The organism is Lysinibacillus sp. NPDC097868 (assembly GCF_044761135.1).
In the GTDB taxonomy this organism is placed as follows: Bacteria; Bacillota; Bacilli; order Bacillales_A; family Planococcaceae; genus Lysinibacillus.
Window position 1 is genome coordinate 1260117 of the sequence record NZ_JBIWBS010000001.1, and the last position, 24606, is coordinate 1284722.

At 31.8% G+C, this 24606-nt stretch carries 32 protein-coding genes; 21 read left to right on the top strand and 11 right to left on the bottom strand.

The window, feature by feature from the left end:
* Positions 1 to 264 precede the first annotated feature (264 nt).
* Positions 265 to 1011 carry a polysaccharide deacetylase family protein gene (locus tag ACIQXJ_RS06060; RefSeq protein WP_403050867.1) on the top strand — a complete coding sequence of 249 codons (747 nt, stop codon included), beginning with the start codon at positions 265 to 267 and terminating at the stop codon, positions 1009 to 1011.
* A gap of 129 nt (positions 1012 to 1140) precedes the next feature.
* Positions 1141 to 1710: an isochorismatase family protein gene (locus tag ACIQXJ_RS06065; protein ID WP_403050869.1), complete on the top strand. Its 570-nt coding sequence runs from the start codon at positions 1141 to 1143 to the stop codon at positions 1708 to 1710.
* Positions 1711 to 1762: 52 nt separating this feature from the next.
* On the opposite strand, the gene ACIQXJ_RS06070 is transcribed toward ACIQXJ_RS06065, so the two are convergent.
* The 3 genes from ACIQXJ_RS06070 to ACIQXJ_RS06080 form a co-directional block, all read right to left on the bottom strand.
* Positions 1763 to 1939, bottom strand: coding sequence for an asparagine synthase (locus ACIQXJ_RS06070; RefSeq protein ID WP_172771828.1), 177 nt, complete (start codon positions 1937 to 1939; stop codon positions 1763 to 1765).
* 278 nt (positions 1940 to 2217) lie between these two features.
* On the bottom strand, positions 2218 to 2433 hold the full coding sequence (locus ACIQXJ_RS06075) for a YjcZ family sporulation protein (protein WP_403050872.1): 216 nt from the start codon (positions 2431 to 2433) through the stop codon (positions 2218 to 2220).
* 408 nt (positions 2434 to 2841) lie between these two features.
* Positions 2842 to 3306 (bottom strand): GNAT family N-acetyltransferase, encoded by a 465-nt coding sequence (locus tag ACIQXJ_RS06080; RefSeq protein WP_403050875.1) that lies wholly within the window; start codon positions 3304 to 3306, stop codon positions 2842 to 2844.
* Positions 3307 to 3593: 287 nt separating this feature from the next.
* On the opposite strand from ACIQXJ_RS06080, the gene ACIQXJ_RS06085 reads away from it, so the two are divergent.
* Together ACIQXJ_RS06085 and ACIQXJ_RS06090 are read left to right on the top strand one after the other, a co-directional pair.
* Entirely contained in the window at positions 3594 to 4082 is a 489-nt protein-coding gene (locus ACIQXJ_RS06085) for a phage holin family protein (protein WP_403050878.1), read from the top strand.
* A gap of 503 nt (positions 4083 to 4585) precedes the next feature.
* A complete protein-coding gene (locus ACIQXJ_RS06090) occupies positions 4586 to 4894 on the top strand; it encodes a hypothetical protein (RefSeq protein ID WP_401012209.1) in 309 nt (102 codons plus the stop codon).
* Between the two features lie 168 nt (positions 4895 to 5062).
* Here ACIQXJ_RS06090 and ACIQXJ_RS06095 read toward each other — a convergent pair whose 3' ends face one another.
* Positions 5063 to 5599 carry an HXXEE domain-containing protein gene (locus ACIQXJ_RS06095; protein WP_403050881.1) on the bottom strand — a complete coding sequence of 179 codons (537 nt, stop codon included), beginning with the start codon at positions 5597 to 5599 and terminating at the stop codon, positions 5063 to 5065.
* 555 nt (positions 5600 to 6154) lie between these two features.
* Here ACIQXJ_RS06095 and ACIQXJ_RS06100 point away from each other — a divergent pair.
* Positions 6155 to 6316, top strand: a complete 162-nt coding sequence (locus tag ACIQXJ_RS06100; protein WP_403050884.1) for a hypothetical protein — start codon at positions 6155 to 6157, stop codon at positions 6314 to 6316.
* 108 nt (positions 6317 to 6424) lie between these two features.
* On the opposite strand, the gene ACIQXJ_RS06105 is transcribed toward ACIQXJ_RS06100, so the two are convergent.
* Complete coding sequence (locus ACIQXJ_RS06105; protein ID WP_403050887.1) at positions 6425 to 6742, bottom strand: hypothetical protein; 318 nt, start codon at positions 6740 to 6742, stop codon at positions 6425 to 6427.
* 329 nt (positions 6743 to 7071) lie between these two features.
* Here ACIQXJ_RS06105 and ACIQXJ_RS06110 point away from each other — a divergent pair, with 329 nt between their 5' ends.
* From ACIQXJ_RS06110 to ACIQXJ_RS06140, 7 genes are all read left to right on the top strand, one after another.
* Positions 7072 to 7596 (top strand): GNAT family N-acetyltransferase, encoded by a 525-nt coding sequence (locus ACIQXJ_RS06110; protein WP_403050890.1) that lies wholly within the window; start codon positions 7072 to 7074, stop codon positions 7594 to 7596.
* A 165-nt stretch (positions 7597 to 7761) separates the two neighbouring features.
* The gene (locus tag ACIQXJ_RS06115; protein ID WP_403050893.1) at positions 7762 to 7893 is read left to right on the top strand and encodes a hypothetical protein; all 132 of its coding nucleotides are present in this window, start codon (positions 7762 to 7764) and stop codon (positions 7891 to 7893) included.
* A gap of 36 nt (positions 7894 to 7929) precedes the next feature.
* Complete coding sequence (locus ACIQXJ_RS06120; protein ID WP_483869685.1) at positions 7930 to 8121, top strand: mediterrocin family bacteriocin; 192 nt, start codon at positions 7930 to 7932, stop codon at positions 8119 to 8121.
* A gap of 87 nt (positions 8122 to 8208) precedes the next feature.
* Positions 8209 to 10149, top strand: coding sequence for a DUF1430 domain-containing protein (locus tag ACIQXJ_RS06125; RefSeq protein WP_403050899.1), 1941 nt, complete (start codon positions 8209 to 8211; stop codon positions 10147 to 10149).
* Positions 10146 to 10754: an ABC transporter ATP-binding protein gene (locus tag ACIQXJ_RS06130; RefSeq protein ID WP_403050902.1), complete on the top strand. Its 609-nt coding sequence runs from the start codon at positions 10146 to 10148 to the stop codon at positions 10752 to 10754. The genes ACIQXJ_RS06125 and ACIQXJ_RS06130 overlap by 4 nt, the downstream gene beginning before the upstream one ends.
* A gap of 80 nt (positions 10755 to 10834) precedes the next feature.
* Positions 10835 to 11194 carry a hypothetical protein gene (locus tag ACIQXJ_RS06135; RefSeq protein WP_403050905.1) on the top strand — a complete coding sequence of 120 codons (360 nt, stop codon included), beginning with the start codon at positions 10835 to 10837 and terminating at the stop codon, positions 11192 to 11194.
* Positions 11195 to 11482: 288 nt separating this feature from the next.
* Positions 11483 to 11809, top strand: coding sequence for a hypothetical protein (locus tag ACIQXJ_RS06140; RefSeq protein ID WP_403050908.1), 327 nt, complete (start codon positions 11483 to 11485; stop codon positions 11807 to 11809).
* Positions 11810 to 11954: 145 nt separating this feature from the next.
* Here the strand turns inward: ACIQXJ_RS06140 and ACIQXJ_RS06145 are convergent, their stop codons facing one another.
* Positions 11955 to 12599 (bottom strand): pentapeptide repeat-containing protein, encoded by a 645-nt coding sequence (locus ACIQXJ_RS06145; RefSeq protein WP_403050911.1) that lies wholly within the window; start codon positions 12597 to 12599, stop codon positions 11955 to 11957.
* Positions 12600 to 12745: 146 nt separating this feature from the next.
* Here ACIQXJ_RS06145 and ACIQXJ_RS06150 point away from each other — a divergent pair, with 146 nt between their 5' ends.
* The gene (locus ACIQXJ_RS06150; protein WP_403050914.1) at positions 12746 to 13519 is read left to right on the top strand and encodes a class I SAM-dependent methyltransferase; all 774 of its coding nucleotides are present in this window, start codon (positions 12746 to 12748) and stop codon (positions 13517 to 13519) included.
* Between the two features lie 438 nt (positions 13520 to 13957).
* Here ACIQXJ_RS06150 and ACIQXJ_RS06155 read toward each other — a convergent pair whose 3' ends face one another.
* Complete coding sequence (locus ACIQXJ_RS06155) at positions 13958 to 14503, bottom strand: collagen-like protein (protein ID WP_403050917.1); 546 nt, start codon at positions 14501 to 14503, stop codon at positions 13958 to 13960.
* Positions 14504 to 14848: 345 nt separating this feature from the next.
* On the opposite strand from ACIQXJ_RS06155, the gene ACIQXJ_RS06160 reads away from it, so the two are divergent.
* The 3 genes from ACIQXJ_RS06160 (at position 14849) to ACIQXJ_RS06170 (ending at position 16564) form a co-directional block, all read left to right on the top strand.
* Positions 14849 to 15409 (top strand): GNAT family N-acetyltransferase, encoded by a 561-nt coding sequence (locus ACIQXJ_RS06160; RefSeq protein ID WP_403050920.1) that lies wholly within the window; start codon positions 14849 to 14851, stop codon positions 15407 to 15409.
* Between the two features lie 321 nt (positions 15410 to 15730).
* Complete coding sequence (locus ACIQXJ_RS06165) at positions 15731 to 15844, top strand: DUF6713 family protein (RefSeq protein ID WP_403054849.1); 114 nt, start codon at positions 15731 to 15733, stop codon at positions 15842 to 15844.
* 87 nt (positions 15845 to 15931) lie between these two features.
* Complete coding sequence (locus tag ACIQXJ_RS06170; RefSeq protein WP_403050923.1) at positions 15932 to 16564, top strand: hypothetical protein; 633 nt, start codon at positions 15932 to 15934, stop codon at positions 16562 to 16564.
* Between the two features lie 119 nt (positions 16565 to 16683).
* Here the strand turns inward: ACIQXJ_RS06170 and ACIQXJ_RS06175 are convergent, their stop codons facing one another.
* Entirely contained in the window at positions 16684 to 17724 is a 1041-nt protein-coding gene (locus tag ACIQXJ_RS06175) for a beta-propeller fold lactonase family protein (protein ID WP_403050926.1), read from the bottom strand.
* 199 nt (positions 17725 to 17923) lie between these two features.
* Entirely contained in the window at positions 17924 to 18376 is a 453-nt protein-coding gene (locus ACIQXJ_RS06180; RefSeq protein WP_403050929.1) for a GNAT family N-acetyltransferase, read from the bottom strand.
* 664 nt (positions 18377 to 19040) lie between these two features.
* Here ACIQXJ_RS06180 and ACIQXJ_RS06185 point away from each other — a divergent pair.
* The 4 genes from ACIQXJ_RS06185 to ACIQXJ_RS06200 all read left to right on the top strand — a co-directional run bounded on the left by ACIQXJ_RS06185 (position 19041) and on the right by ACIQXJ_RS06200 (position 22218).
* Positions 19041 to 19259, top strand: a complete 219-nt coding sequence (locus tag ACIQXJ_RS06185) for a hypothetical protein (protein ID WP_403050932.1) — start codon at positions 19041 to 19043, stop codon at positions 19257 to 19259.
* Positions 19260 to 19436: 177 nt separating this feature from the next.
* Positions 19437 to 20453: a collagen-like domain-containing protein gene (locus ACIQXJ_RS06190; RefSeq protein WP_403050935.1), complete on the top strand. Its 1017-nt coding sequence runs from the start codon at positions 19437 to 19439 to the stop codon at positions 20451 to 20453.
* Between the two features lie 279 nt (positions 20454 to 20732).
* Positions 20733 to 21650, top strand: a complete 918-nt coding sequence (locus ACIQXJ_RS06195) for a DUF4868 domain-containing protein (RefSeq protein WP_403050938.1) — start codon at positions 20733 to 20735, stop codon at positions 21648 to 21650.
* A 118-nt stretch (positions 21651 to 21768) separates the two neighbouring features.
* Positions 21769 to 22218 (top strand): hypothetical protein, encoded by a 450-nt coding sequence (locus tag ACIQXJ_RS06200; protein ID WP_403050941.1) that lies wholly within the window; start codon positions 21769 to 21771, stop codon positions 22216 to 22218.
* 213 nt (positions 22219 to 22431) lie between these two features.
* Here the strand turns inward: ACIQXJ_RS06200 and ACIQXJ_RS06205 are convergent, their stop codons facing one another.
* Positions 22432 to 23283, bottom strand: a complete 852-nt coding sequence (locus ACIQXJ_RS06205) for an MBL fold metallo-hydrolase (RefSeq protein WP_403050944.1) — start codon at positions 23281 to 23283, stop codon at positions 22432 to 22434.
* 359 nt (positions 23284 to 23642) lie between these two features.
* On the opposite strand from ACIQXJ_RS06205, the gene ACIQXJ_RS06210 reads away from it, so the two are divergent.
* A complete protein-coding gene (locus tag ACIQXJ_RS06210; protein ID WP_340824201.1) occupies positions 23643 to 23801 on the top strand; it encodes a hypothetical protein in 159 nt (52 codons plus the stop codon).
* Positions 23802 to 24005: 204 nt separating this feature from the next.
* Here ACIQXJ_RS06210 and ACIQXJ_RS06215 read toward each other — a convergent pair whose 3' ends face one another.
* Positions 24006 to 24536, bottom strand: coding sequence for a GNAT family N-acetyltransferase (locus ACIQXJ_RS06215; protein WP_403050947.1), 531 nt, complete (start codon positions 24534 to 24536; stop codon positions 24006 to 24008).
* Between the last annotated feature and the right edge of the window lie 70 nt (positions 24537 to 24606).

Here is a 24606-nt window from a genome sequence, read left to right on the forward strand (position 1 = left end):
GGTATTTTTTCATTTTATAAGAAATTCAGGATCTTAATCTAGTATATTCCATTTTTCAAACAGAAAAAGGCTGTAGCAAAAAAGCATATGCTACAGCAAAAAAGAAAAATGTTTAGGGAGATTCATGGCTTTAAATTTATTATGGCACAGTTGTAGTCATTTTATACTTCAGATGGCAGCTAATAATTCAAATTAAAAAGCATTTTTTTAAGGAATCAACAAATAATAAAGTACTAAATACTTTTCTCTGGGAAGTGAAGATTTTTGAAGAAGTTTATGCTGTTAATCATGCCTATTTGCATTTTGGTGGTATCTGTTTTTTTTGTGAGCAAAAGTTTCTCTGCAGATAAAGGAAGGAAGTATTATGAAGAAGCAGGGCAGATATTGTGGGAAATCAAAACGAATGAAAAAATTATAGCGTTGACCTTTGATGATGGTCCTCATAAAAAATACACGCCAGAGATATTAGATATATTAGCTAAATATCAGGCAAAATCAACATTTTTTATCGTTGGGGAAAATGCAGAAAAGAATTCAGAAGTTATTCAACGAATGTATGAAGATGGCCATGAATTAGCCATTCACACATATACTCATCCGTTAAGAACGACTGTACCGAATCTACTTAAGGAAATTAAACAAACACATGATACGATATACGGTATTACTGGATATACTCCGACTTTATTTCGTCCTGTAGAAGGACAATATACAGACGGAATGATTGAAGCAGTTGCAAAAAAAGGATATAAAGTTGTGATGTGGTCTTGGCATCAAGATACAATGGATTGGAAAAGTCCTGGTGTTAATAAAATTGTAAATACTGTATTAAAAGGGGCTAAAGAAGGAAATATCGTTCTTTTTCATGATGGCGGAGGAGATCGAGGACAAACCGTTAAAGCATTAGAAAAAATACTACCAGAACTTGAAAAGCAAGGATACAAATTTGTCACGGTATCTGAATTACTTGAAGTGCAAAAAGCAAATAAAAAATTGGAAGAAAATAAATAATAAAACGAACACCTCGATTAGTGGCACTATACAAGTGAGCACTTTTCGAGGTTTTACTGTTCAAGCGTGATTATTATATAATATAGTAATTAATGGAATAAATAAAAAATATAGAGACGAGGGAATTAAATGAAGCAAGCATTAGTAGTTATCGATGCTCAACAAGAATTAATTGATGGTAATAACGAAGAACAAGAAGTATTTATGAAAGATAGATTAATTGAAAATATTAATTTCGTAATTCAACAAGCATTAACAGAGAATGCTATTATTATTTTTGTTAGAGATAAAGATGTTGCAAATGGACAAGGGGCTGGGTTTCAAGTTCATAATGAAATTAACATTCCAACAAATAGAGCAATATTTATAGATAAAAAAGCGACTAATGCTTTTTATCAAACAGACTTGCTGCAATATTTAAAAGATCAGAAAGTGAATCATTTAGTCATGATGGGCTGTAAAACAGAACATTGTATCGATACAGCAGTGAGGTCAGCTACAGTGCAGTCGTTCGATGTCACACTTGTTGCAGATGGACATTCAACAACTGATTCAAAGGCACTTTCCGCAGAGCAGATTATTGCGCATCACAATGAAACGCTTCACGGTCATTATAATATTGATAATTTTGCTGTTGTTAGAAACGCCCAAGATTATGTATTCAAACCTAACCATAATCAATATCGAACAGAGATGTAGGTATTCGAATGTCTAAAAATAAAGGAGAGCACAACAATGTGCTCTCCAATGACTAACGACGATGTTCTACAAGGTCTATTGCTCCTAACACGATATGTGCTAAACCAAATCCAAAGACTGTGTTTGCAATCATTTTGTTAGAACCACTTTTTTGCTTTAAGGCATAGCCGGCAGCCGTAACAGCAGAACCTAAAATAGTTGGGATTAAACCTTCTCGAATGTTATTCATCAACAATCCCTCCATCGTAGTTAATTGGCGTAATGACGCCATTATTACTATTTACGAATATGCATGATGCTATACTTGTCTAATGTTAGTTTAGTGAAAAGGAGCATTTGCAAATGAGTATAGAAATTTTGATAAGCAACAAATGCAATTATAAAGCTGCACATTTTTATTTCCTTTATCATCTAAAAACATACATATAAAAAGGGTCACTTGGGGGAGTGACCCTCGGAGTTAATAGGAGTTTAAAACTGGTAACACACATTCCATTACTTTGATTGTCAGTAATTGATGAACGCAGTACCGACAATAATTAAAAGAATAAAGAGTACAACAATTAACGCGAATGCTGATCCGTTGCCGTAGCCGCCGCCGTAGTAATTGTCACCGGAGTTACAACCACCGCCATAGTTACAGCCACCACCGTAACTACCGCCCATGCTATATCCACCATAAAAATTATTGTTCCAATTACCTGCATTTCCGTAGTATCCCATGAAACATTCCTCCTTCCTTCAGTTTATAATATGTTCATTGTAGAAATGCGGAGGGGTATTTATCCCAATTTTCATGTTCTGTTTTAGAAATGTTTTTAGTAAGACAAAAAAGATTGGTATTGAATAGGTAGAAAAAATTTGCCTAATAAAAAAAGCTGTAGCGCAAAAAGACGCTACAGCTCAATATTGGTTACCTTTTTGGTTTGTCAGTACAAGTAGTATAACACACTTTTTTTATTATGGCATAGGATTGCTATGCATAGTGGACAACTGTATAGAGTACTCGCATTAAGTTGTATAGCATATTGTTTAATTCGCAATAAATGGTGTTCATGTAATGCTTGCGTCTACATTGAAATTACAGCGTTACAATATAAATCGTTGATAGAAAAACTGTAAGATTATAAGCTACGCCAATTCCAAACGCATTGTATGGTTCATATCTTGAAATCCTTGTTTTTCGTATAAAGTAATTGCACCCATATTTTCCGATAAAACGTTCAATTCCAAATAATTTAACTGACGATTTTTTGCCCATTTTTTCGCTTCACATAGCAAAGCGGAACCGATACCTTGATTTTGATATTGGCTTCCAACAATAATATCTACGATAAAAGCGTAATTATGTTCAACTATACACGAATATGGTGGAGTCGTAGCTTCTTGTATAAGCAAAAAGCCTACTGTTCGGTTATCGATGTCCGCTATTAAAATATCTGAATCTGTATTATTAATCGTATTCTGTATAAACGTCACATCTTGTTTTGCAGGTTTTATATACTTTGGTTGTAAGTTGGACATTTCAGTAAATAGCTCTTGATATAAGCACTCAATTTCATCAATTTCATTTAATGTAGCGATTTTTATTTGCACTTTAAAGCCCCCATTACGTTTATTTTAAGTTATTCTAATATTTTACAACATTAGAAAGTTTTAATATATAGTTTGTGTTTTCTCGTGTAGTAAGTGCTTTAAATAATAAAATGAGGGAGGAGAAATCGCTAGTGGATAGAAGCGGAGAGATTTTTACAAGATAGATTACTAATCATAAAATATTTTTTTATGTTCGTTTTTCTGTATTTTTGTTAACGTTCATCGATTACGCAATTGAATATGCTAGAAATGGAGGCTGTTATTGACTAAATCAAACGATGTACTTTATGAAAAATAAAGTATGTTTGTGCCTTCAGCTATCACCTGTGTGGGTTTTAAATAATGAGGAAGTAGGTGATATTCTGGAAACAAATACGCTTTGGTCATCGTTGGTAGGTGGTATGACTGCATTAATTGCATATCTAATTGGCGGTGTAGATGAATTGGTAACATCTTTAACAATCTTAATGGCTATCGATTTGACATTAGGAGTAATGGTTGGTTGGATAATAAAAGATATTGATTCTCGTAAAACGTTTAAAGGGCTTTTGAAAAAAACTGCCATGATTTTAATGGTCATAGCAGCTGTGCAATTGGATAATGCTACAGAAAGCGGAGATTTTATGCGAAATGCTATGATTTTATTTTTAATAGGAATGGAAGGCATTAGCATCATCGAAAACTTAGGTAAGTTAGGAATTCGTGTCCCGAAGTTTTTAGCTAATGCTTTTGCACAGTTAAAAAAGGATAACGATGATAAAAAGGATGATGAATAGTAATTGTAAAGTAAAGTTGCGAATCCACAATAAAAATAATAAAAAAGATAACCCACACAGGAAATGGCAACACATTATTAAACAAGACCAGAGCAAAAGAAATAATAGTCAACACCTCTCACCCTTTGGAAAGAATTAATTTGATGCAACCTTAACAAGAGGTGAAAATAATTCCTCAAGTCGGTGACATAGTGTGTATCTTTACACCATTATGGTGATTTAATTTTTAAAGGAATAGATTAGTGAAAAATGTAAGATGGACAAGTAAATATTGATAAAAATAAAAAAAGAGTCACATCTAACTAGGTGTGGCTTTTTATAATGCATTTAATGATTATAGATGAAGGAAAGTTGATGTTGTAGTGAAAATCTGAAATGGCAATTTAAAAAAATCGGGGAACATTGATGACGAAAGAGGAGTTACCAAAAAAACTGCTTACTGATGATGTCCTGATTTTTTGCATCAACAAGCCTACTCAAGCTTATAAGGAAGAGGTGGTACTATGCAATTGACTGACGGATCCTGGATATTTGAAACTGAAGAGATAGATGCAGCTGTCATGAACTTAGAACGAGAAGGTTATGAGAGAGAGATGCTGAATGCATTTGCTCGTTATGCATACTTACGCTATAAGCAAATAAGAGATTATGTGAATCCACGTAAGTGTAAATACATGCTAATTGATAAAGTGCGAGAACAATTAAAGTCACCAGCTAAACTTCGAAGAGTTTGTAGCTTAGTAGAAATGACGGAAGAGGAAGTGCAATACATTATTACATTTGTGAAAAAACATTTAAAATATGTAAAATAGACAAATTCATTAAATATGCTACAGAATAACAGCTTTGCCCTGTTAGTGGACGCTTACAGCAATACGAAAACGATTTTTCTAAAAGAATGGAATTACTATAGCTAAGTACAAGCGAGCCGAGTAAAGTAAATAGAAAGTGAGAAACAAAAGACTTTGCATATTAAAAGTTTAAATAACCTTTCTACCTATCCAGTGGGCTGTTAAAACAATAGGGAAAAATAAAAGCCCAAAAGGTAAACTAATCAAAATCATTTTCCAAGTAATGATTCCCTGAAAAAATAACGATCTATATAAAAGAACGCTGTATGGAATAACAATAATTAACGATGTAACAGTACCAGGGGTAATAGAGCGAAAAAAGATTGTTTGCCCAATGTGTGTAAATGCATGGATAAAAAATACTGATGAAACAACGATGAAAAAATAAAGGTTTATCGTTAAGCCATTATATAAATATAGATTAGCAGCAACAGTAGCTCCACTTACAAATAAAAAAACAACGATGACTGCTACTGCAAATTGAGCAGTAGTCATTGAAAATTGTTTTACTATTCGATCTGCTAATTTTGGTGGCAATCGTTTATATAACTTGTTTTGATTGTTATGTAACCATTTTTCAACCATAATAATCTCTTCAAAATCGTGAACAATGAAAAAAATAGGAAATAACCATATTAGTGTTTGAATGTTTAGCCAAAATTCCATATTGCAACGCCACTTTCTTTTAAATTTGTTTTAGTAAATTAAATAGGGTCACTGGACCAGAGTGACCCTAACCAACAAATCAGGAGGTGCAAAGCTAAATTAGCTTTACACTACTATTACTATGTCGAAATAGTTATGATAGCTAGCTATTAGCCTGTAAACTAGATAAAAAATAAATGTTTTTTTACTTGAAAATATCCTCTTAGCTTCTTCCTCATAATTTCATTCATTCTAAGTATAACAAGTAACGGATGTTTATCTAATAATTTTTAGGATTGCTTGTGGATGACATAGTAGTGAAGAAAATCCGCCTGTTATATATAACGAATTGCCTTTAACAAATTCCATTCGTTAAAACTCTAAACGGTATAGTTCATCAGTCACTTAAATGAAAAAGTACGTTTAATAGGAAAATAGTATAATAGAGGGGTTGTATAATAAGCCTATGATCTTGTAATATTGTCGAACTTAATAATCAAATTTACCATTCATGATTGTCAGAAAATATCAATATAGCATATAATAAATAAAAAATATAAAATAAGAGGTGAACTTATGGGGAAACCAGTAGATTACAATCTATTTCCGGCCTATCAAAACACACTTGATGACAGACTTAATGAGCGAAAAGAAGAATATATAGAAGAGTTAGAAAAAGCAAAAATTGGTGGATATCTTCTAGACTTTGAAAAAATATCTGAAGTAGTAACGCAATAAATAGAAAGCATCTCACTTTGAGTGAGGTGCTTTTTTATACAAACCAACATGGGGGAGCGCTGTTTCTATTCAACATAATTCACTTCATCAATAGCATAACTAATTCATTTATTTGTTTTCAATATTAAAAATTTCATATAAATCATCCAGTAAATCATCCAGAAAACTAGAGTTACTATCTATTAGTAAGGGTATAATAACGAATAGTCCTAAAATAAATAGATAAGCTAAAATTATTTTAATAAATTTTGTATTATGTTCATTATAAACTGGTGATTCTTCAACTTCAGATGCTATTTCTGAAACAGAAATTGAATTTTGATAAACAATCTCTTTATGTACCTGTTCGTTAATTGTATTGCGATACTCACATTTATATAGAATGAAACCATTTTCAATTATTTTTTTAAAAGAGTCATTTGCCATTTGGACAATTGCGCAATCTTAATACACAGCTTCCTGTTAACATCTATTTACTATTTTAGGCAAGATAGCATTAAATGTACATATTAATATCATTTTACCATATTTGAGCGACATTTTTTTTTGCAAATTAATGATTTAGTAGGAATTCTTGTAGGAATGCGCATTGACTTAGAATCAATATTCTACTGATATTAAATGGCTGTTGTTAGTTAAAGAAGATAATACTTAGTGAAGTTCGATTTTGCACTACAAAAGAAAATAAGTAATGTAAATATAAAGCTATTGTTATAGAATGGTAAAAATACTATTTTCGAAAGTAGCGTGAAGAAATGTTTCCAATATTATATACCGATCGTTTAGTGTTAAGAGAACTGACAGATAAAGATGCGCAAGCGATTTTAAATTGCTTTTCTAATCCAGACGTTTTACGCCATTATGGACAAAAGCCATTAACGAGCATAGAACAAGTGAAACATATTATCCAAAATTTCTCTAATAATTTCAATGAAAAACGAGGCATTAAATGGGGTATTGAAGTGCAAGGGCAAGAGGGGATTATCGGGACTATTGGTTTTCAGGAGTGGTCCACTGAGCATAAAAAAGCTGATATTAGTTACGCACTATTTCCCGAAAGTTGGGGGAAGGGCTATGCAAAGGAAGCTGTAGATAAAATTATTTCATATGGCTTTCAAGAGATGGATTTAGTGCGTATCGCAGCAATTGTATTTACTGAAAATGATGCATCCAACAAGCTATTAGAAAAATTAGGGTTTGAAAAAGAAGGGGTTTTAAGAAACTTTATGCATCAAAATGATATGCCATATGATACGAATATTTATTCTTTAATTAAGTAAATACTATTATAAAACTCAATGTAACGACCAGCCAAGCGAATATAGCGAGCTGGTCTTTTCTTTTTAGGTTCTGTAAGAAATCTGAAAATTTAGTTAACTATATTGATTTTTTTATTTTAATAGTATATAATGTTCGCAAAAAAATAAAGAAAGGAGACGTAGTTTATGTGTAAGAAAAAGGTAAAAAATTTGTCCGCAGTTTTAGTTATGGCCAGTGTTTTATCGTTTTCAACTGTAGTTCCTGTTTCCGCTGCTACATTAGAAGCTACGTATAGCGGAAACTTTGTAAGAGCTTGAGAACGGTATGCTACTAGATCAGATGGATTATCTAACATAACGTATGGCTATAACACACGATTTATTAATGAAGATTATGTTTGGGCAAACCATTCGTCGAATGAGCATTATGCGTCATTATTTAATGGTGATTGGCATACTGGTCCAAGTCGTGATGCTTCAAGACTATCAAAAGTAGAAGTACGTCATAGAGATAGTGATACTTATATATATCGTTGTAATTGGTAATCTAGTTTGACTACTAAAGCGGGTTAACACTAGGTTAACTCGCTTTTGCTGTCTAAAAGTATTCTAATCCATAACAGGGTGATTGCGGTGAAAAAAGCAAAGTATATTCTAAGTGTAATACTATTTAGTATAGGGTTCACTTTTATCGGAGAGACATATGTATGGCATTTAGTTAGCTTTGATACGAAATATGATTACGTTACGATGTATAAAAATGGAGTAATGTCTAACCATATTCCTCAAGAAGAGATGTTAAAGGATATTACTGAAGCTGCTAAGGAAGAAAATTTAGAGGTTTTTGTGGTAGATAGAAAAATTTCCACTGTTTATTCTGAAAATATAAATATATATGCGACAGAAGGAACCGCAAACGATTTAAAGGAAAGTTCCTCAGTACAACCTGGTCATTATCAAAGCATCTTTTTAGGGGATATCCAATTTGAGGTATTGCCAATCGCCACTATTCCAGATGTCAATAAGTTTGAAAAATACTATTTGATTGGGGATAAAGAAAACCAGATTCGTTTTAAGCAAAAACTGATTGATAAGTATGCAGGAAAGTTTCCACAGGAGGGATATAGTGCCTTTAATAGTGCCTTCAATATCAGCATTACTTGGGTTATTATATTAGGTCTTTTACTTTTAATAACTTTCTACGAAGTGGCTCAAATGAGGAAAGAAGTAGCGATAAGGGTTATTTCTGGAGAAAGTCTGCCATATATTATTTTTCGAAATATCATCTCTGATACACTGTTTTTTATTTCCACGTTTTTAGTGCTAATACTACTATTTTTACAGTTTACAACTGCAAACTATCATTTTAATATTTCCCTTTTATTATTTGTAATTTTTGTTGTATTCAACGCATGTATCTTTTTCACGCTATATTTAGGTGATTATAAAAAAGATATGAAATCAAAAGACAGTGTCAAAAAAGTTTTACAGTTAAGTTATGTATACAAAATTATTACTATTTGTATAACGGTAATACTGGCTGCGGGATGTCTAACGGTAATTGATGAAGGGCTAAAATTTTATAAACAAAAACCTTTTTTTGAAAATGCTAAAGATTATTCTTATGTAAATATAAATGTTGAAGACAGTGAAGTGACACAACAATTAAGGTTTGATTTTTATAAAGAGAATCTTGCAATGAATAACACCCTTTCTTTAGTAGATTTACAAACTAGTGACTTCGGTATTCCATATGTTTTTGCGGATAGCGGTACTCTTGAATATTTACATGATAAAATAACCGAATTCAATACTGCTTCACTCGAACAAAAAGTGTATTTTTTAGTTCCTGAAAAATATAATTCTAAAAGTGTTCAAACGGAAATGATAAAAATATGGGAAACGTACTATCCACATCCTTATGAATTTAATATTATTGCCTATAAAAAACAACTAGATATTATGGCAATAGATAAAGGTTTTAATATTAGTAGTAAGATAGTGAAGAATCCAATCATTTTATTAAACAATATGGACACAAATGCGCTTAACCCTTACTGGAATGTTTTTATATTTGGAACATCCATGTATAAAATTCAAGACCATGAGTGGGAACAATTTATTGAAAAAAAACAATTAAATCTATCTAAGGCAAATAATTTTAAGACAAATGTTTATGAGCATTATCTTCATCAATGGAATATTTATAAAAAAGGGATAGTTATAGGTAGCGTTTTACTCATTATTCTTTTGATTTTAGAAGCCATCATTATTAAAACCATTTTAAACTACGAATATAGTATTAATGCGGTTGAAATTGCGTTGAAAAAAATAATGGGCTATGGCTTATTTGAAAGATATAAAAAATTATTTTTATCAACCATTATTTTTGGCGGTATTGCAGGATTAGCGGCTTTAATAATTGGGTATTTCCTTGAGTGGAGTTCGGAACTATACTTAATTACTGGTGGGTTTTCAGTTGTATTATTAGAACTTTGCTTTGTTTTCTATTACATAAGAATAACAGAAAATAGAAGCATACAATCAATTCTTAAAGGTGGATCCGTTAAATGATAGAAATCAAGAGCTTAAGTAAATCTTTTGGAAATCGAGAATTATTTAAAGATTTTAGTTTAACTATTCAAGATGGAGAGTTTATTGTATTTTCAGGACCGAGTGGATGTGGTAAAACAACACTTTTAAATATGATTGGTGCCATTGAACAGATAGATAGTGGTGAAATTTTAGTTGATAAGATAGATATTAGTCAAAAAAAAAATCAATTGAATTATTTTGGCAATATGGTGGGATTTCTTTTTCAGAACTTCGCTTTAATCGAAGATAAAACCGTAAACTTTAATTTGAAAATGATTAAACAAAAAAATCGTTCAAGTATTAGCATTGAAGAAGCCTTAAACTCTGTAGGGTTATTAAATAAACTAAATGATAAGATTTATACGCTATCTGGTGGGGAGCAGCAAAGAATTGCACTAGCACGGTTAATGATAAAAAAATGCGATATTATTTTGGCAGATGAACCGACAGGCTCATTAGACAAAGCAAATGCGGATGTAGTAATAAATATATTAAAAAATATGAATGAATATGGGAAGACGATTATTTTAGTTACGCACGATGAAGACATTAAAAAAAGAGGAGAGCGGATTGTTGAAATATGAGAAAAAAGAAAAAAATAATCATTGTTTTAGCAACTATATTTTCTATGTTTATTGTTTACAATCTATTGTGGTATGCCTGGATGAATGTTAAGTATTCTAAATATATAGGAGACTTAGATGTATTTATACCAAATCGTAGTTATATATTATCTCACAATGCTTATCTTTATAATGTGAAATTTCCAGATTATTTATCGTTAGTGGGCAATTTAGCTGTTTCAACAGGTGATAATAAATATGCATTAATCATATGGCCATCATTCATAGGAGACAATAAATATGGTATTCAAATTACAGATGAAAATAAGCAAACTTACTCTATTATGATTAATAGGGATTTAAGCGTTATCGATGATGTTCATGAAGAATTAATTGACAATAACAAAGAACAGGTTGAAACATTATTTACGAAAGCGCAAGAAATGTGGGGGGAAATATAATTTATACAAGACTAGGGTATGGCTTTGCTAGTAGCAGAACCAGGTTACATAAACTTACAAACACTAAGCGCTTCAAAATAGTGATATAATCTCGCATTTTGTTTATTTGATTGCAAATTGCGAGTTTTTTCTTGGTAAAATCATATAGCCATCTTTTAGCAACATTGCAGAAGGAAAAGTTTAGCTTATAAATTAATTGGTTTTTTAAAGGGTAAATTATACATTTAAATATAGTGGGAATATTTGTTTTACTATATAATCTCCTTAAAATGTGAAAGGGGAAGTATAATGCAAATAGAAGAGATTAAAGTGAGAATAAAAATTGAACCACCTACATTTATTTCATATTTGGAAAAACTAATTAAAACAAACAAATTTGATGATGGCGAAGTGTTGGAAATTGCAGTACTAATCATTAAATACGGACCTGATAAATTGTCAAATGAACAATGGGCTATCTTTCTAGGGAATGGTATATTATGTGATAAATATATTGATAAATGTGATAGATGTTCTGAACAAATGCCATGGTCTAATATGTATAGTGCTATTTTTATTTATAAAGATTATCTTTGTGCTAACTGTCGATACATGGAAAATAAAATAAAAGCCTAATAAATAAACTTTTAATAGTGTTAGTTTTCTCATCGATGAAAAAACCAAGTAGCAATTGAACTAGGAAGAAAGGCGCGAAGTATGTTATTTTCATATTACCTATTCGAATCCTACTTGGAGTAAATAATCAAGATTTTAGCAATTTCTATATTACTTTTATGCCTAACAATGAAGCAAACCCAACAGCTTGTTCAGAGGATACTTCACAACCATTCAAACTTTCCAACGTAACATTCAACCTTTCAAATCTACATGTGCTAATATCTATTCCTTTTAATGATGTTTGAGAAAAATCAACATTATTAAGATCACATTCATTAAATAAGACCTTATTAAATTTGCATTCAAAATAATTGGCACCTTGTAGTGTTGAATTATTAAAAGTGACCTGTTTTAAACGGGTGTCTGAGAAGTCACATAAATTCGCTATACAATTTTCAAAAGATACATTTCCTAAATTAGCTTCTGCTAAATTCAAACCTAATAATTTACAGCTTTCAAATTTGACTCTGTGAATGAGTCCTTCACTAAAGCTCGCATTCGATAAATCACAGCTTTCAAAAATTACATCGGTCAAATCAATTTTTCTAAAAGTTACATCTATGAATCTTACATTTTTAAAGAGTACTTTTGATAGTACAAGTCTTTCAATACATTCATTATCAATGACGGTGTTAGAGATTACACAATTTGATAAGTACGAATCTTCTTCATAAAAAATATCTTGAAAATTTGCTTTTTCTAAAGTTAAAGGTAATTTTGGTGATTCCATTTTAAATGTTTTTGCCACAATAGCACACCTTTCAAATGTAATTATTTATATAGAATAATAAAAAATACATTATTATATAAGACTTTATTTTTTAGTGATAGTGTGGACAAGAAAATCTATCATACCAGAATTGGTTCAAGAGATACAATTAAGGGGGCTTTATATTGAATGATTCAGTTTTAAAATTCTACGATGAATTTGCAGAAGATTATCATCTTATATTTGTTGATTGGCATTTAGCAATTGCACGTCAAAGCGAAATTCTCAACAATGTTATCCAATCAAAGTTAGGCTTGTCTTCCACGCATAACGTTTCACTTTTGGATTGCTCATGTGGCATTGGTACACAAGCAATCGGGTTAGCTAAACAAGGGTATGATGTAAGTGCTACTGACATAAGTGCTGTATCTGTCAAGAGAGCCGAAAAAGAAGCAGAAAGTTATGGAGTAAAAATAAACTTTGGAGTGGTAGATTTTCGATCGTTAGAAACGGATGTAACTGGGATATTTAATATAGTTCTGTCTGCGGATAATGCTATTCCACATTTAATAACGGATGAAGATTTGTCCAAAGCTTTTCAAAATATGCATGCAAAGCTTAAACATAATGGCTTACTTAAAATTACTATAAGAGATTACGATACAATGGTAAAAGAGAAAATAACAACTACAGAGCCAAGTATTTTCGATGATGGTAAGAGAATGGCTTTTCAGGTGTATGATTGGGCGAGGGATGGTAGAACATATACAGTAAATCAATTTATTATGCAAGAAATTAACGGAGAATGGAAAACTACACATAATAGAACAGAATACAGAGCATTGTTGCGCGAAGAAAATAATAAAGAATTGAAAGCAACTGGTTTCGTAGATGTTGAGTGGCATTTCCCCGTGAATACAGGTTATTACCAACCTATATTGACTGCTCGTAAAATTTAATACGAATACTGAGGCGGTGATTGATTATAGCTGAATATATAAAAGAAATTAGAGGTTTTGTTGGGACTAGACCAGTGATATTAGTAGGTTCTACTATCATTGTTTTAAATAACAATAACGAGATATTACTTCAACATCGGTCAGATACTGAAGAATGGGGACTGCCTGGTATTTAGTGAATATTTTTTATAAATGGCGATTAAATAATCTTTCTAAGTAATTTTTTTACTTAATAAAAGTAGAATATCGAATCTTAAAAAAAAGACCGTAAAACGGTCTTTTTTCTAGCTATTTCCCCAACTATTATAGGACCTTCCAATGCTTTAATGTTCGGGGCCTCTAACGAAAAAAGGAGTAACTCCTGTACAAAAGGTTACTCACTTCTAACTACGAAATCTATTCTTTTGAAATTATGAAACAAACATACTCTTAATATCTCTAGACAATTGGACTTAACAATTTAAGGATAATAGAAGCGTTTACGTTTATTTGTGTGCCTCCAGCTAACGTTTGCAGGGTAACTGCTGCGGCAGACGAATGATTTCTAAGTGTAAGAATACCTCCGGAAGCTATAGAAATTAATGCCTGACCAGTGTTTTGTTGAGTGCCAGCTCCTGAACCATAGACTGCTTGAGGAACTGGTGCACCATTTAAAAATAGTGTGAATTGGTTAGGTTCGACACCTGATACGATGAAAGTAACTTCGTAGATCCCTGGTGTGGTAACAAAAATTTGAGAGGTTCCAGGAACGTGCGTAATTCCAGGTGTAACTAAGCCAGTTGAATCGAAAATAATATCTGCCTCTATAGCGACAACTTCAGCACTTAGATTGTATATATATCCGTATTCACATAAACCGTTACATGGTGTAGGTGGTGTTACTGGAGTGACGCCAGTAATTCCACAGAGTTCCACGGCAGTGAATGGCCTTTTTTGTTGTCCACATAAACAGGACCGTTTATTACAGTTACTACAATTATCCATATTTCCACCTCCATTTGTAGTATTTTATTCGTTTTAAAAATGGAGTAAAGGGCAAATGGCTGCAATGGATAAAAATTAAAACTCATTATTGATGTTAATTTATAGTATTTAGTCATTGATGATGAAAGATTTTTAACAGTTGCTGAGACTTTAATTGGAGTGGATAAAACATGTAGATAATGAGAAGTGTCCTATATTTTAGATAATCAGTGAAATTCAAAATTTAAAAACGATTCGTAATAGCTGGATGTTCGTTTGTCGTGTTCAAAATTTTGAATTAATTTTTAAGGAATATGTTACTCTTATAGCAAGAGTTGTTAATTTAAAGTAAAAGAGGGCGGTAATGTGGAATTAGATTTTACATTTACTAATTTTCCGACGTTTGAAACTGAACGTTTTATCTTACGTAAAGCGGTAGAAAAGGATTGTCATGATATTTTTGATTTGTATTCAAATGAGCAAGTGACTAGATATACTCCTTTAACACCATTTCAGTCTATTGATGATGCGATGAATGAGTTGAATTGGTATGATACGATTTTAAGAGAACAGACTGGTTTTAGATGGGTAATTGAAGAAGTAGGGTCTAAAAAAGTAATTGGTACTTGTGGGTTTTTGAATTATGAAAAAGAACATAATCGTATTGAAATTGGATATGATTTAAATCCAAGCTATTGGGGGAAGGGCATTATGAAAGAGGCGATAAGTTATATTATTTCTTTTGCCTTTTTGACGATGAAAATTAATAAAATCGAAGCGAAAGTCGAACCAGAGAATCAATCATCAATTAGATTGTTAGAAAAATTAAATTTTTATAAAGAAGGTGTTTTAAGACAACATGAGTTTGAGAATGGAAAGTATGTTGACCTTGCTATTTTTTCTATATTAAGAAGGGAATTTGAGTAAAATTCCGTTTAAAAAATGTTTCCCTAGCATAAAACTGTGAATTTTCCATTTTAGTTTTAATGTTTTTATTTGTTAAATATTTCAAAAATGAAACGTTCATATTTTGGTAGTATTACTTCGAGAACGCAGCTTTATGGACGCAATTAGGCGCTCTGAATGGCGATTGTTTATTGTACTAAAAGATATGGAAGATTCTAGGGCTTACAAAGTTTTTACATTTTATTCACCTTTTTCTTTATGTAATTATCCTTTCTTACTTTTCAGTGAGTATCAAAAATTAATTTTTGGGTCCTTGATGCATTCTTAATCATTCATGCAATCCTGCACTTATTTTTTGAGCGGCACCCTCGAAATGAGTTTAAAAATTCGTTTTCAAGATCAATTATTTTTTCAATGGGGATTCTTGCTATAATTCATTTATTATTTTTAATTTAGATTTAAGTCATATCGATTAAGATGTGGCTTTTTTATCTGGTCGCACATCTCCAAATTATGTATATTTATGTAAAGGAGGAATTAAAATTGAAGAAAAGATTAATAATACCATTTTTATTATTGCTAGGTATGCTTTTAACAGCATGTAGTCAAGATAAGGAAAAAGAGGGTGGGACTGAAAAAGAAGCGGCTGCTGAAAACTCAACTGAAAATACAGCTGATGGAGAGCCACTAAAAGTTGATAAAGGAGTTTTAAATGTAGAAGTAACAATACCAGGTTCTTTTTTTGAAGGACAGGATATTGAAAAAGTTATTGCTGAAGCGAAAAATGATGGTATCAAGGAAGTTATAAAAAATGAAGATGGTTCTATCACTTATAAAATGTCTAAAGCAGAGCACAAAAAAATGATGAAAGAATTAGAAGAGGGGATTATTAAATCAGTAGAGGAGATTAAAACGAGTGAAGATTTTACTTCTATTAAAGATGTAAGTTATAATAAAACATTTTCAGAATTTACATTGTCTGTTAACAAAGAAGAATTTGAAAACAGCCTTGATACGATTGCTTCTTTTGGACTCGCAATTACAGGTATGTATTATCAGTTATTTAACGGAGTAGACCCAGAAAAATATAAGGTGACAGTCATTTTCAAAAATGAATCGAATGGTGAAGTGATTAATACGATTGTTTATCCAGATGATTTAAACGAGAAAAATTAAAATATTGGTAAAGAACATCATTACAAATATTAACCAGAATGAATTCTACGTTTGTAGAATTATTCTGGTTTTATTTTGTTGAACGAAATGCTTTTCCAATTACTGCGAATAGCGAATGTTTAGTTTGAATTACAGATGGTTCCCGTTTTTATGCCAGTAGGACCATTAAATCCTGGTATTGTATCAACTACCGTATTTGTTGCTATTTCGATTACTGACACAGTATTGTCAGCCTGATTTGTAATATATGCAAATTTTCCATCTGGCAAGATTGTGACTTGGTCTGGAGATAATCCTACAGGGATGGTTGCAATTACCAGATTTGTAGCGGTACTTATGACTGATACAGTATTACTACCTTTGTTTACAATGTAAATAAGTGTACCATCAGGAGTTATTGCTGATCCAACAGGCCCTGTTCCAACGGGTATTGTATCAACTACCGTATTAGTTGCTGCATTAATTACAGAAACCGTGCTACTATTTTCATTTGTAACATAAGCAAATTGGCCATTAGGTGTGAAAACGATTGATCTAGGGCGAATTCCAACCGGGATTGTATCAACCACAGTATTAGTAGTGGTATTAATAACTGATACTGCATTTGAATTTTCATCTGCCACGTAGGCAAATGCACCATTTGGCGTAAACGCAATACCTTGAGGTTGAAGCCCTACTGGAATCGTCGCGGTTACAGTATTAGTCGCTGTATTTATGACAGATACAGTGTTTGATCCGTGATTGGATACATATGCAAGTGTTCCATTTGGTGAAATCGCCACACCAAGTGGATTAACGCCAACTGGTATAGTAGCAACTACCATATTAGTGGCAGTATTAAAAACTGTTACATTATTTGAGAAGAGTGCAGAAACATAACCAAATTCGCCATTTGGTGAAATCGCGACTTCGAGAGGAGCACTTCCTACTGGAATGGAAGCGACAATAGTATTAGTTGCTGTATCGATGACTGACACGCTATTATCGGGAGTTTCTAATTGTCCAGCGTCTGTAACATATACAAGATAGTTACAACTTGGTTGTACAGGTAAATATGGAGGTTTACAACTACAATTACAACAAAAACCGCAACAGTGACAATGACAACTAGGATTTGTTTTAAACTTGAACTTTTTAAAATTGTTAGGTTCTTTATCCACACTGAACCTCCTTCTAATCGTATATGATTAGAGTATGTAAACTAAACTATTCCTTGTATGTTGTCCAATACAAAATATTTTTTATGTGGAAAGTCTGTATTTTTACTGATGTTTCTAAAATTGATTAATTTTTAAATTGTTAGGGCGTTCAAGAGAAGGTGGAGGGAATTTATCCTAAATAGAAAGGTGCTTAGAAAAATTAGATTTTTTTGATTGTCATTTCCATTAAATAATTATTTTCATTATTAATTTTTTTTACCTTTGAAAATCCACATTTTTCATAACATCGAATTGCTCTTTCATTCGAAATTGCAGGGTCTAAAATTATTTTTTCGACGTCAGTCGTTTTTATAATAAAGTCAATAAATTTACTAACCATTTTTGTCCCATAGCCTTTATTAAACAGGTTAGGATTACCGATAAATTGGTCTATTCCATAAATCACTTGATTTTCGAGATAACCGAAATCTTTTTGCTCATGTACTTGGATTGGATAGTGTTGCATATATCCTATTGGTAAATCGTCTACCTCAACAATAAAAGGAGAAACGGTGCATTCACCACCTATTCTTGGTTCATACTTTTTCATAACTTCTAATACTTTTGTGATTTTATTAGCATACCATTTTGGATTATTATACCAAATGGACAAATGGATTTATGAAGTAATAAAATTTAGCCCTTATTGGCAACTCAGTAATTCCTGGGTTCAGTCATTCCAGTGTGTAATGGAAGAAAGATTCCACAATTTAAATGCATATTTGAAGGACTTTCCGCGTTGAGTATGTTTCAACTGATGCCCTTAAGTCTGTCATAAAATAGGCATGTTGCAAGGCATTGCAAAAACTTGGGATCGTTTAAACAAGCGTTTGGAGTTGCTAAAGTAGATTTTCATCAGGATGGTCGTCAATTATCAAGCAGTAAAATTTTCTTATTGGGTTGCCAAGGTACGGTAATATAATGAAATTAAGTATTGAATATAGATTCTAAAAAAATGAACTACGTAACCTCACTATTTTAGTGAGGTATTTTTGTACATAACTTTTATTGCTTAAACTGAATTGACTTTATTAACACAAAGGGATGACAAATATTGCTAAGTGAAATTGCAATGGTTTTTTGGCATTATTATGCAACTCCAAATTTAATTTGAGAAGCATTTGTCAGTGAGGATCTAGTAAATATTGGGTAAATTGTAGGTTGAACTTTCCAAAAAGAATTGTCAAAATAAAATTTAGTAAATAGTTTTCATGGTAACTTTCTTAGCGATTAGTATCACGTATACAATCTTTAGCTTAGAAATAAGGGGGATGAAGATGGAAAATGTGAATATTTATGATATTATTGGCGTTTCGATTGACCCTATATATGAGGCACTGAATCGGCTTGGTGAAAATGAAGAAATCCTTATCGGTAAATATACCATTCGAAAAACAGCTAAGTTTTATGAAATTGAAAATATAAATTTGCATGAATGCTTTAAAGAAAAAGAAAATTGCTATCAATTTTTAAGCAATTTGCTTATGACAAAATGAAATAGCTATGTATGTAACTTTAGCATGAAAATAATAAAAAATTTCTTTTAAATTAAAAATGAGACTTGGAAAAGGGAGATTACTTAAGTGGCTTTATTTCACTAACTTCACCTAGGTATATTGTCTATTTTACTAAATCTTTAAAGAATACATTAAAATGAGACAGGAGGTGATCTAATGTCGTGTAGTTATTATCTAAGAAGAATAACTAACGATAGTAGCTATAGTGAATATTCCATTTTTGATTCAAAAGGCGTTAATCAATATAGATTTAAATGTAATGAGGATGGTTGTTATAATTACCCTTATAGTGCTAAAAATTTCACAGGAGTGACTGGTCCCACTGGAGCAACAGGTCCACAGGGAACATCGGGAGCAATGGGTCCTCAGGGAATCCAAGGCATACAAGGAGCAATGGGTCCTCAAGGAATCCAAGGCATACAAGGAGCAATGGGTCCTCAAGGAATCCAAGGGGTAACAGGAGCAACGGGCCCGCAAGGAATCCAAGGGATAACAGGAGCAACGGGTGTACAAGAAATTCAGGGTTTAACTGGAACAACAGGCCCGCAAGGAATCCAAGGGTTAACAGGAGCAACGGGTGTACAAGGAATCCAAGGTATAACCGGAGCAACGGGTCCCCAGGGAGTCCAAGGTATAACCGGAGCAACGGGTCCCCAAGGAATCCAAGGTATAACCGGAGCAACGGGTCCCCAAGGAATCCAAGGCGTAACCGGAGCAACCGGCCAACAGGGAATCCAAGGTATTACGGGAGCAACTGGACCAACCGCACCAAGGTTTATGGAAGTCTTTTTTTCTACTGATCAGTCAGTTGGAAATAATGATTTTCTTGGAACAGGTACTTCATCGGCTTCGTTTGTAAGGAGTTCAATTGTAATTCCACAAAATGCTACAATTACAAGTATTACCTTAAATATAAGAGATCACACTTTAAGCGCTGGACAAACAGCTTCAGCTCAAGTATTTACAAGTACAAACTGTGGATTTACTGCTCCAGTAGCTACAGGAGTTAGAGCTACAGTTACAGGTCCAAGCTCGTCTACAACACCAAGTTGTTGTGCAACACAGGCTGCAAATTTTGCGATAAGTGGATGTACACTTTTATCAGTACAAGTAACTACCACTGGTGGTGCTTTTTCAAATGGTGTTTCCGTAACTATCTTATTAAACACCTAATAAGGATATAAAGATTAGATTCATTTTGAAATAATGTGCTCTGAAAATTATACTCTATGTAACACTTCAGAGCCTTTTCCTATGTAAATCTGCAATACAAAATCGCGACTCTATTCCAAATAACTAAGGATTGTTCGTGGTTGAATGTCATTTATACCGATACTATCTGTAAGGGATGAGTTATAGCAAATAAATATTTCTTTATGTATTCTGTTTTACTATAATAACCAAATATTGTATGATTTTATTAATGATTTCATATAGTTAGGGGGATTATTATTGGATATCGAGTTTATTAACAGCAAAATTTCAGAACACTTATTAAGTGGTACATCTGAAGTAAGTTTGTTTTTAATTGAAAAGATTAAAACTCATGATGCTTTAGATTATTTTTCATTTAAACCATCTTTAAGTCGGTCTTTGCAATTAGATATTGTAAAGGTTATCCAACCAACTATTGATAAATTAGTGGGAAAAGAGCAAGTTGAATTTAATGAAAATGGTCGACCAAATGGTGTCGTTGAATACTGTGAGTCTTCTTATATAGGGATTACATATGATAATTTATTTAAAAGCTTACAAGAACCAGGTGAATTGCTGAATGAAGATACTCAAAAAGATTTATACTGTATAAAAATTGAAATAGAAGCGGGAAAATTTGCTTATTTTTTAAATCGTATTTCTCAACTAAAGAAGTTTACGAAAGGTCTTTGGGGAACATTAGCGGACTCTACATTTAGAAAAGTCTCAGATTCATTTATAGGGATTGAGCCTGGGTTTGATTTACTTATTTTTGAAGACGAAGTGCTTGTCATTAATAATGTAGCGATGCAAAGAATTTTTGATTTAAAAACAAAGTATGTTCAAAATACTAATTCTGTATTAACAGTCTTTAAAGAAACGAATAAGTTAGAAGGATTTGAACAGTTTAAAAATGATAGTATTGAGGATGGCAATATTGTAAAGAGAGTTTCAAGATTAATGACAAGGCCTGAAAGAATGACTAGGTTTGTTGATAATTTTGATAAAGTAGAAGAAATTATTATGGAATTTGACTTAAATATAGAATTAAACGAAGAAAAAACGAAAATAAAATATACTGATAAAAAACAATTGAATGATATAGTCAAGTTACTTAATGATGCTTATTATAAAACTGTATTAACAGGTGAAAGAGGAAGAGATGATCTAAGGTAATTTAAGAAAGGGTGGGGGAAAATTGACAAATCTTTTTAAATTGTTTTTATTCATATCGTCCTACTCTCCATTGTATCTAATTGTAGCTCTTTCAATATACCCCTATGATGGTTTTAACATGAATTCAATTATTCAAGATAAAGTAACGCTTACAGTGTATATTATTTTAATCTTATTATTTATCCTTTCATTTTTACCTATTTTGTATATAAAGAAATGTGAATTAAACAGCACTATTATAGGTGAGCGTGTATCGAGAAAAAATGAAGAAATTTTAAGTTATTTAGTGACATATATAGTGCCTTTATTGGCAATCGACATACATGAAAAAAGTACATTGGTTACAAACGGAATATTGTTTATGTTAATTGGCTATTTATATGTTAAGTCTAATTTAATACATGTTAATATAACGTTTTTACTGTTTGGATGGAATACCTATGAGGATGAGCTAGGCCGAGTCATAATTTCTAAGGAGAATCCAGACTACTTTAATAGAATGAAAATTAGTGGTAACAATTTACATGTTAGAAAATTGGCAAACAATATTTATTTGCACAGATTCTAATTTCTGAGACAAACCTTTATAAAACGCCTATTGCTGCACTGCAAAAGGCGTTTTTTATTATTTAACGAGGTAAAGGACAGAAAGCTGCGTGATACTGGAGAGCAAATAAAATAAAAACTCAGACGAGAAAACTGATTTGATTGCAATTATAAAAGCCACCTCATTTAAATGAAGTGGCTGATTTTGTATAGTTGAATAGTTATATTTAATAAATTATTGTGATTGAATTATTTGATCATTTATAAAAGCTTTTATGAAAAATAGTTCATTTTCATTTGGCTCTCTATTGTTTTCAACCTTAAAGCATTTTATAGCATTTTCTAGTGAAGTGGATTTAACAGCTCGATTTGCTGTCGTTAGCTCTTCCCAATATATATTCATCTCATCAGTATCACAAATTGATTCATGACCGAGCAGGAACATTTCAGCATCATATTTTTGAATATCATTTATCATAGGTAGTAACATTGATTGTTTGAAATGATATCGAGAATTTGTCGTTGTACCATAGGCAGCATCACCTAAAAAAATAACTTTTTCATCAGGAATATAAATAATTGTCGAGTCATCAGTATGGGTACTATTGATTTCATCAATAATGCAAACCTTATTACCTAAATCAAGAGTTAATGTATTTTCAAAGATTACATCTGGAGACATCAACTTAAAGTTTTCTCTGCTAGGTATTTCAGCTTGTATTATTTCCATGCATAAAGCATTGATTTGATTGCTATTTACATAATTTTGCAAAGAATGATCGTCAAAGGAATAATTTCTCCACTTTTCCAACAATTCGTTTGTTTGTTTATTAACGATAATAGCTGCATCATTAAATTCATTCATGCCTAAGAAATGATCCCAATGTGCATGTGTAATAACTAAATATTTTACAGGTGGTACATTTAACTTATCAATTTCTAATAAAAAATCTTTAGCATGTTGAGTCGAATTGCCACAATCTATAATTAGACTAGAATGGTCACCGCACACCAATCCTAATGTTGGTCGTTCTTTTTCATTTTGATTGGATAAATAATAAATCGTGTCACTTATTTTATTTAACATGTCATTTCTCCTCTTCTTTCGATATTCTTTCGATGGTAGAGAAAATCATGTGTATTCTAAAGGAATAAAATAATTTAAGATTTTCTCATATTATTTATTTACCATTGGACTAGCACCTCCACTTTATATTAAGGAAAATTATAACATAATAAGTTGTTTTTAGGAGGATTTTTTCTATAAACTAAGAGAGCAGTAAATGTATGGGTTGTAACAGGCATAGGTCGCTTTCTTTTGGAGCAGCGCTATTTTACATAGATTTCTTCAAAGCGAAAGGTATAGGAAATTATTTTTAGTGAAAAAAAGAGTTGAAAGTATAGAATTCTTAAAAAAGGAAAGTGTATTAACTGGAGGTGATGATGATGACGAAAGATAAGAGAAATAAAAAGGATGTAGAAAGAGAAGAATTTGGAAATGATTTAAGTCCAGATGATTTAGATGTTCGGGAAGATAATGATCTTACAAAAGAACAATTTAAGAACGCGAATGAGAAGAATGAAAAACAAGAAGAAAATCAGTAAATACTATATGAACAAAACCCCAGGTAGCAATGGGGTTTTGTGCTAAGTTTTTTGTCGCTTATTTAAATTAAACTTTGCTCTTCTTACTAGTTTCATCTACTATTTCATAAATAAAGAGAATCATAATAAAGAAAAGCAAAAACTATAAAGTCTCAAACAAAAGAATGCCTATATCAAAATTATTGATATAGGCAAAGTTTAATATTATTCCGCTTTTAGAATTGAATAAATATTTATATCTATAAAACTCTCATTAGAATTTTCGTATTGTCTAAGTTGGCCTTCGAACGTGAAATTAAGTTTTTGTAAGACCCTAATAGAATTTACATTTGCAGGCTCTACTTTTGCTTCAATTTTATTTAATTTTAAAGTTTCAAAAGCGTAATTCAGTAGTGCCTTTATACCTTCTGGCGCATATCCCATGCCCCAATAGGCTTTCGCGATATCATAACCGATTTCTGCTTTGCTATCTTCAAAATCAATAAAATTGAATCCACACGTTCCTATTATTTCGTTGGATTTTCTTTCAATCATGCTGAACCGAATTGCTTCATTTGCCTGAGCCAATTCCTCAAGAAGTTCAATCATTTCTTTTGCTTGTGCTTCATGTGTAAAATTAGCGATGTTCATAAATTTCGTTACATCTGGATCAGACCAAATTTTAAATAAGCTATGTGAGTCTGAAATGTCCATTCTTCTTAAATGTAGTCTTTGGGTGTTTAGTTCTTTTATCAATACGTGTACCTCCAATATTTTTAATCAGTTAGATAAAAATATTGCCATCTGCGCATAGTTCAGTCCCTTC

Bases quoted from the DNA above. Each gene is read 5' to 3' on its own strand.
- ACIQXJ_RS06065 (WP_403050869.1), top strand. From the start codon at position 1,141: ATGAAGCAAGCATTAGTAGTTATCGATGCTCAACAAGAATTAATTGAT.
- ACIQXJ_RS06070 (WP_172771828.1), bottom strand. From the start codon at position 1,939: ATGAATAACATTCGAGAAGGTTTAATCCCAACTATTTTAGGTTCTGCT.
- ACIQXJ_RS06075 (WP_403050872.1), bottom strand. From the start codon at position 2,433: ATGGGATACTACGGAAATGCAGGTAATTGGAACAATAATTTTTATGGT.
- ACIQXJ_RS06085 (WP_403050878.1), top strand. From the start codon at position 3,594: ATGAAAAATAAAGTATGTTTGTGCCTTCAGCTATCACCTGTGTGGGTT.
- ACIQXJ_RS06090 (WP_401012209.1), top strand. From the start codon at position 4,586: ATGCAATTGACTGACGGATCCTGGATATTTGAAACTGAAGAGATAGAT.
- ACIQXJ_RS06095 (WP_403050881.1), bottom strand. From the start codon at position 5,599: ATGGAATTTTGGCTAAACATTCAAACACTAATATGGTTATTTCCTATT.
- ACIQXJ_RS06100 (WP_403050884.1), top strand. From the start codon at position 6,155: ATGGGGAAACCAGTAGATTACAATCTATTTCCGGCCTATCAAAACACA.
- ACIQXJ_RS06105 (WP_403050887.1), bottom strand. From the start codon at position 6,742: ATGGCAAATGACTCTTTTAAAAAAATAATTGAAAATGGTTTCATTCTA.
- ACIQXJ_RS06110 (WP_403050890.1), top strand. From the start codon at position 7,072: ATGTTTCCAATATTATATACCGATCGTTTAGTGTTAAGAGAACTGACA.
- ACIQXJ_RS06115 (WP_403050893.1), top strand. From the start codon at position 7,762: ATGTGTAAGAAAAAGGTAAAAAATTTGTCCGCAGTTTTAGTTATGGCC.
- ACIQXJ_RS06130 (WP_403050902.1), top strand. From the start codon at position 10,146: ATGATAGAAATCAAGAGCTTAAGTAAATCTTTTGGAAATCGAGAATTA.
- ACIQXJ_RS06135 (WP_403050905.1), top strand. From the start codon at position 10,835: ATGAATGTTAAGTATTCTAAATATATAGGAGACTTAGATGTATTTATA.
- ACIQXJ_RS06140 (WP_403050908.1), top strand. From the start codon at position 11,483: ATGCAAATAGAAGAGATTAAAGTGAGAATAAAAATTGAACCACCTACA.
- ACIQXJ_RS06155 (WP_403050917.1), bottom strand. From the start codon at position 14,503: ATGGATAATTGTAGTAACTGTAATAAACGGTCCTGTTTATGTGGACAA.
- ACIQXJ_RS06185 (WP_403050932.1), top strand. From the start codon at position 19,041: ATGGAAAATGTGAATATTTATGATATTATTGGCGTTTCGATTGACCCT.
- ACIQXJ_RS06190 (WP_403050935.1), top strand. From the start codon at position 19,437: ATGTCGTGTAGTTATTATCTAAGAAGAATAACTAACGATAGTAGCTAT.
- ACIQXJ_RS06200 (WP_403050941.1), top strand. From the start codon at position 21,769: ATGAATTCAATTATTCAAGATAAAGTAACGCTTACAGTGTATATTATT.
- ACIQXJ_RS06205 (WP_403050944.1), bottom strand. From the start codon at position 23,283: ATGTTAAATAAAATAAGTGACACGATTTATTATTTATCCAATCAAAAT.
- ACIQXJ_RS06210 (WP_340824201.1), top strand. From the start codon at position 23,643: ATGACGAAAGATAAGAGAAATAAAAAGGATGTAGAAAGAGAAGAATTT.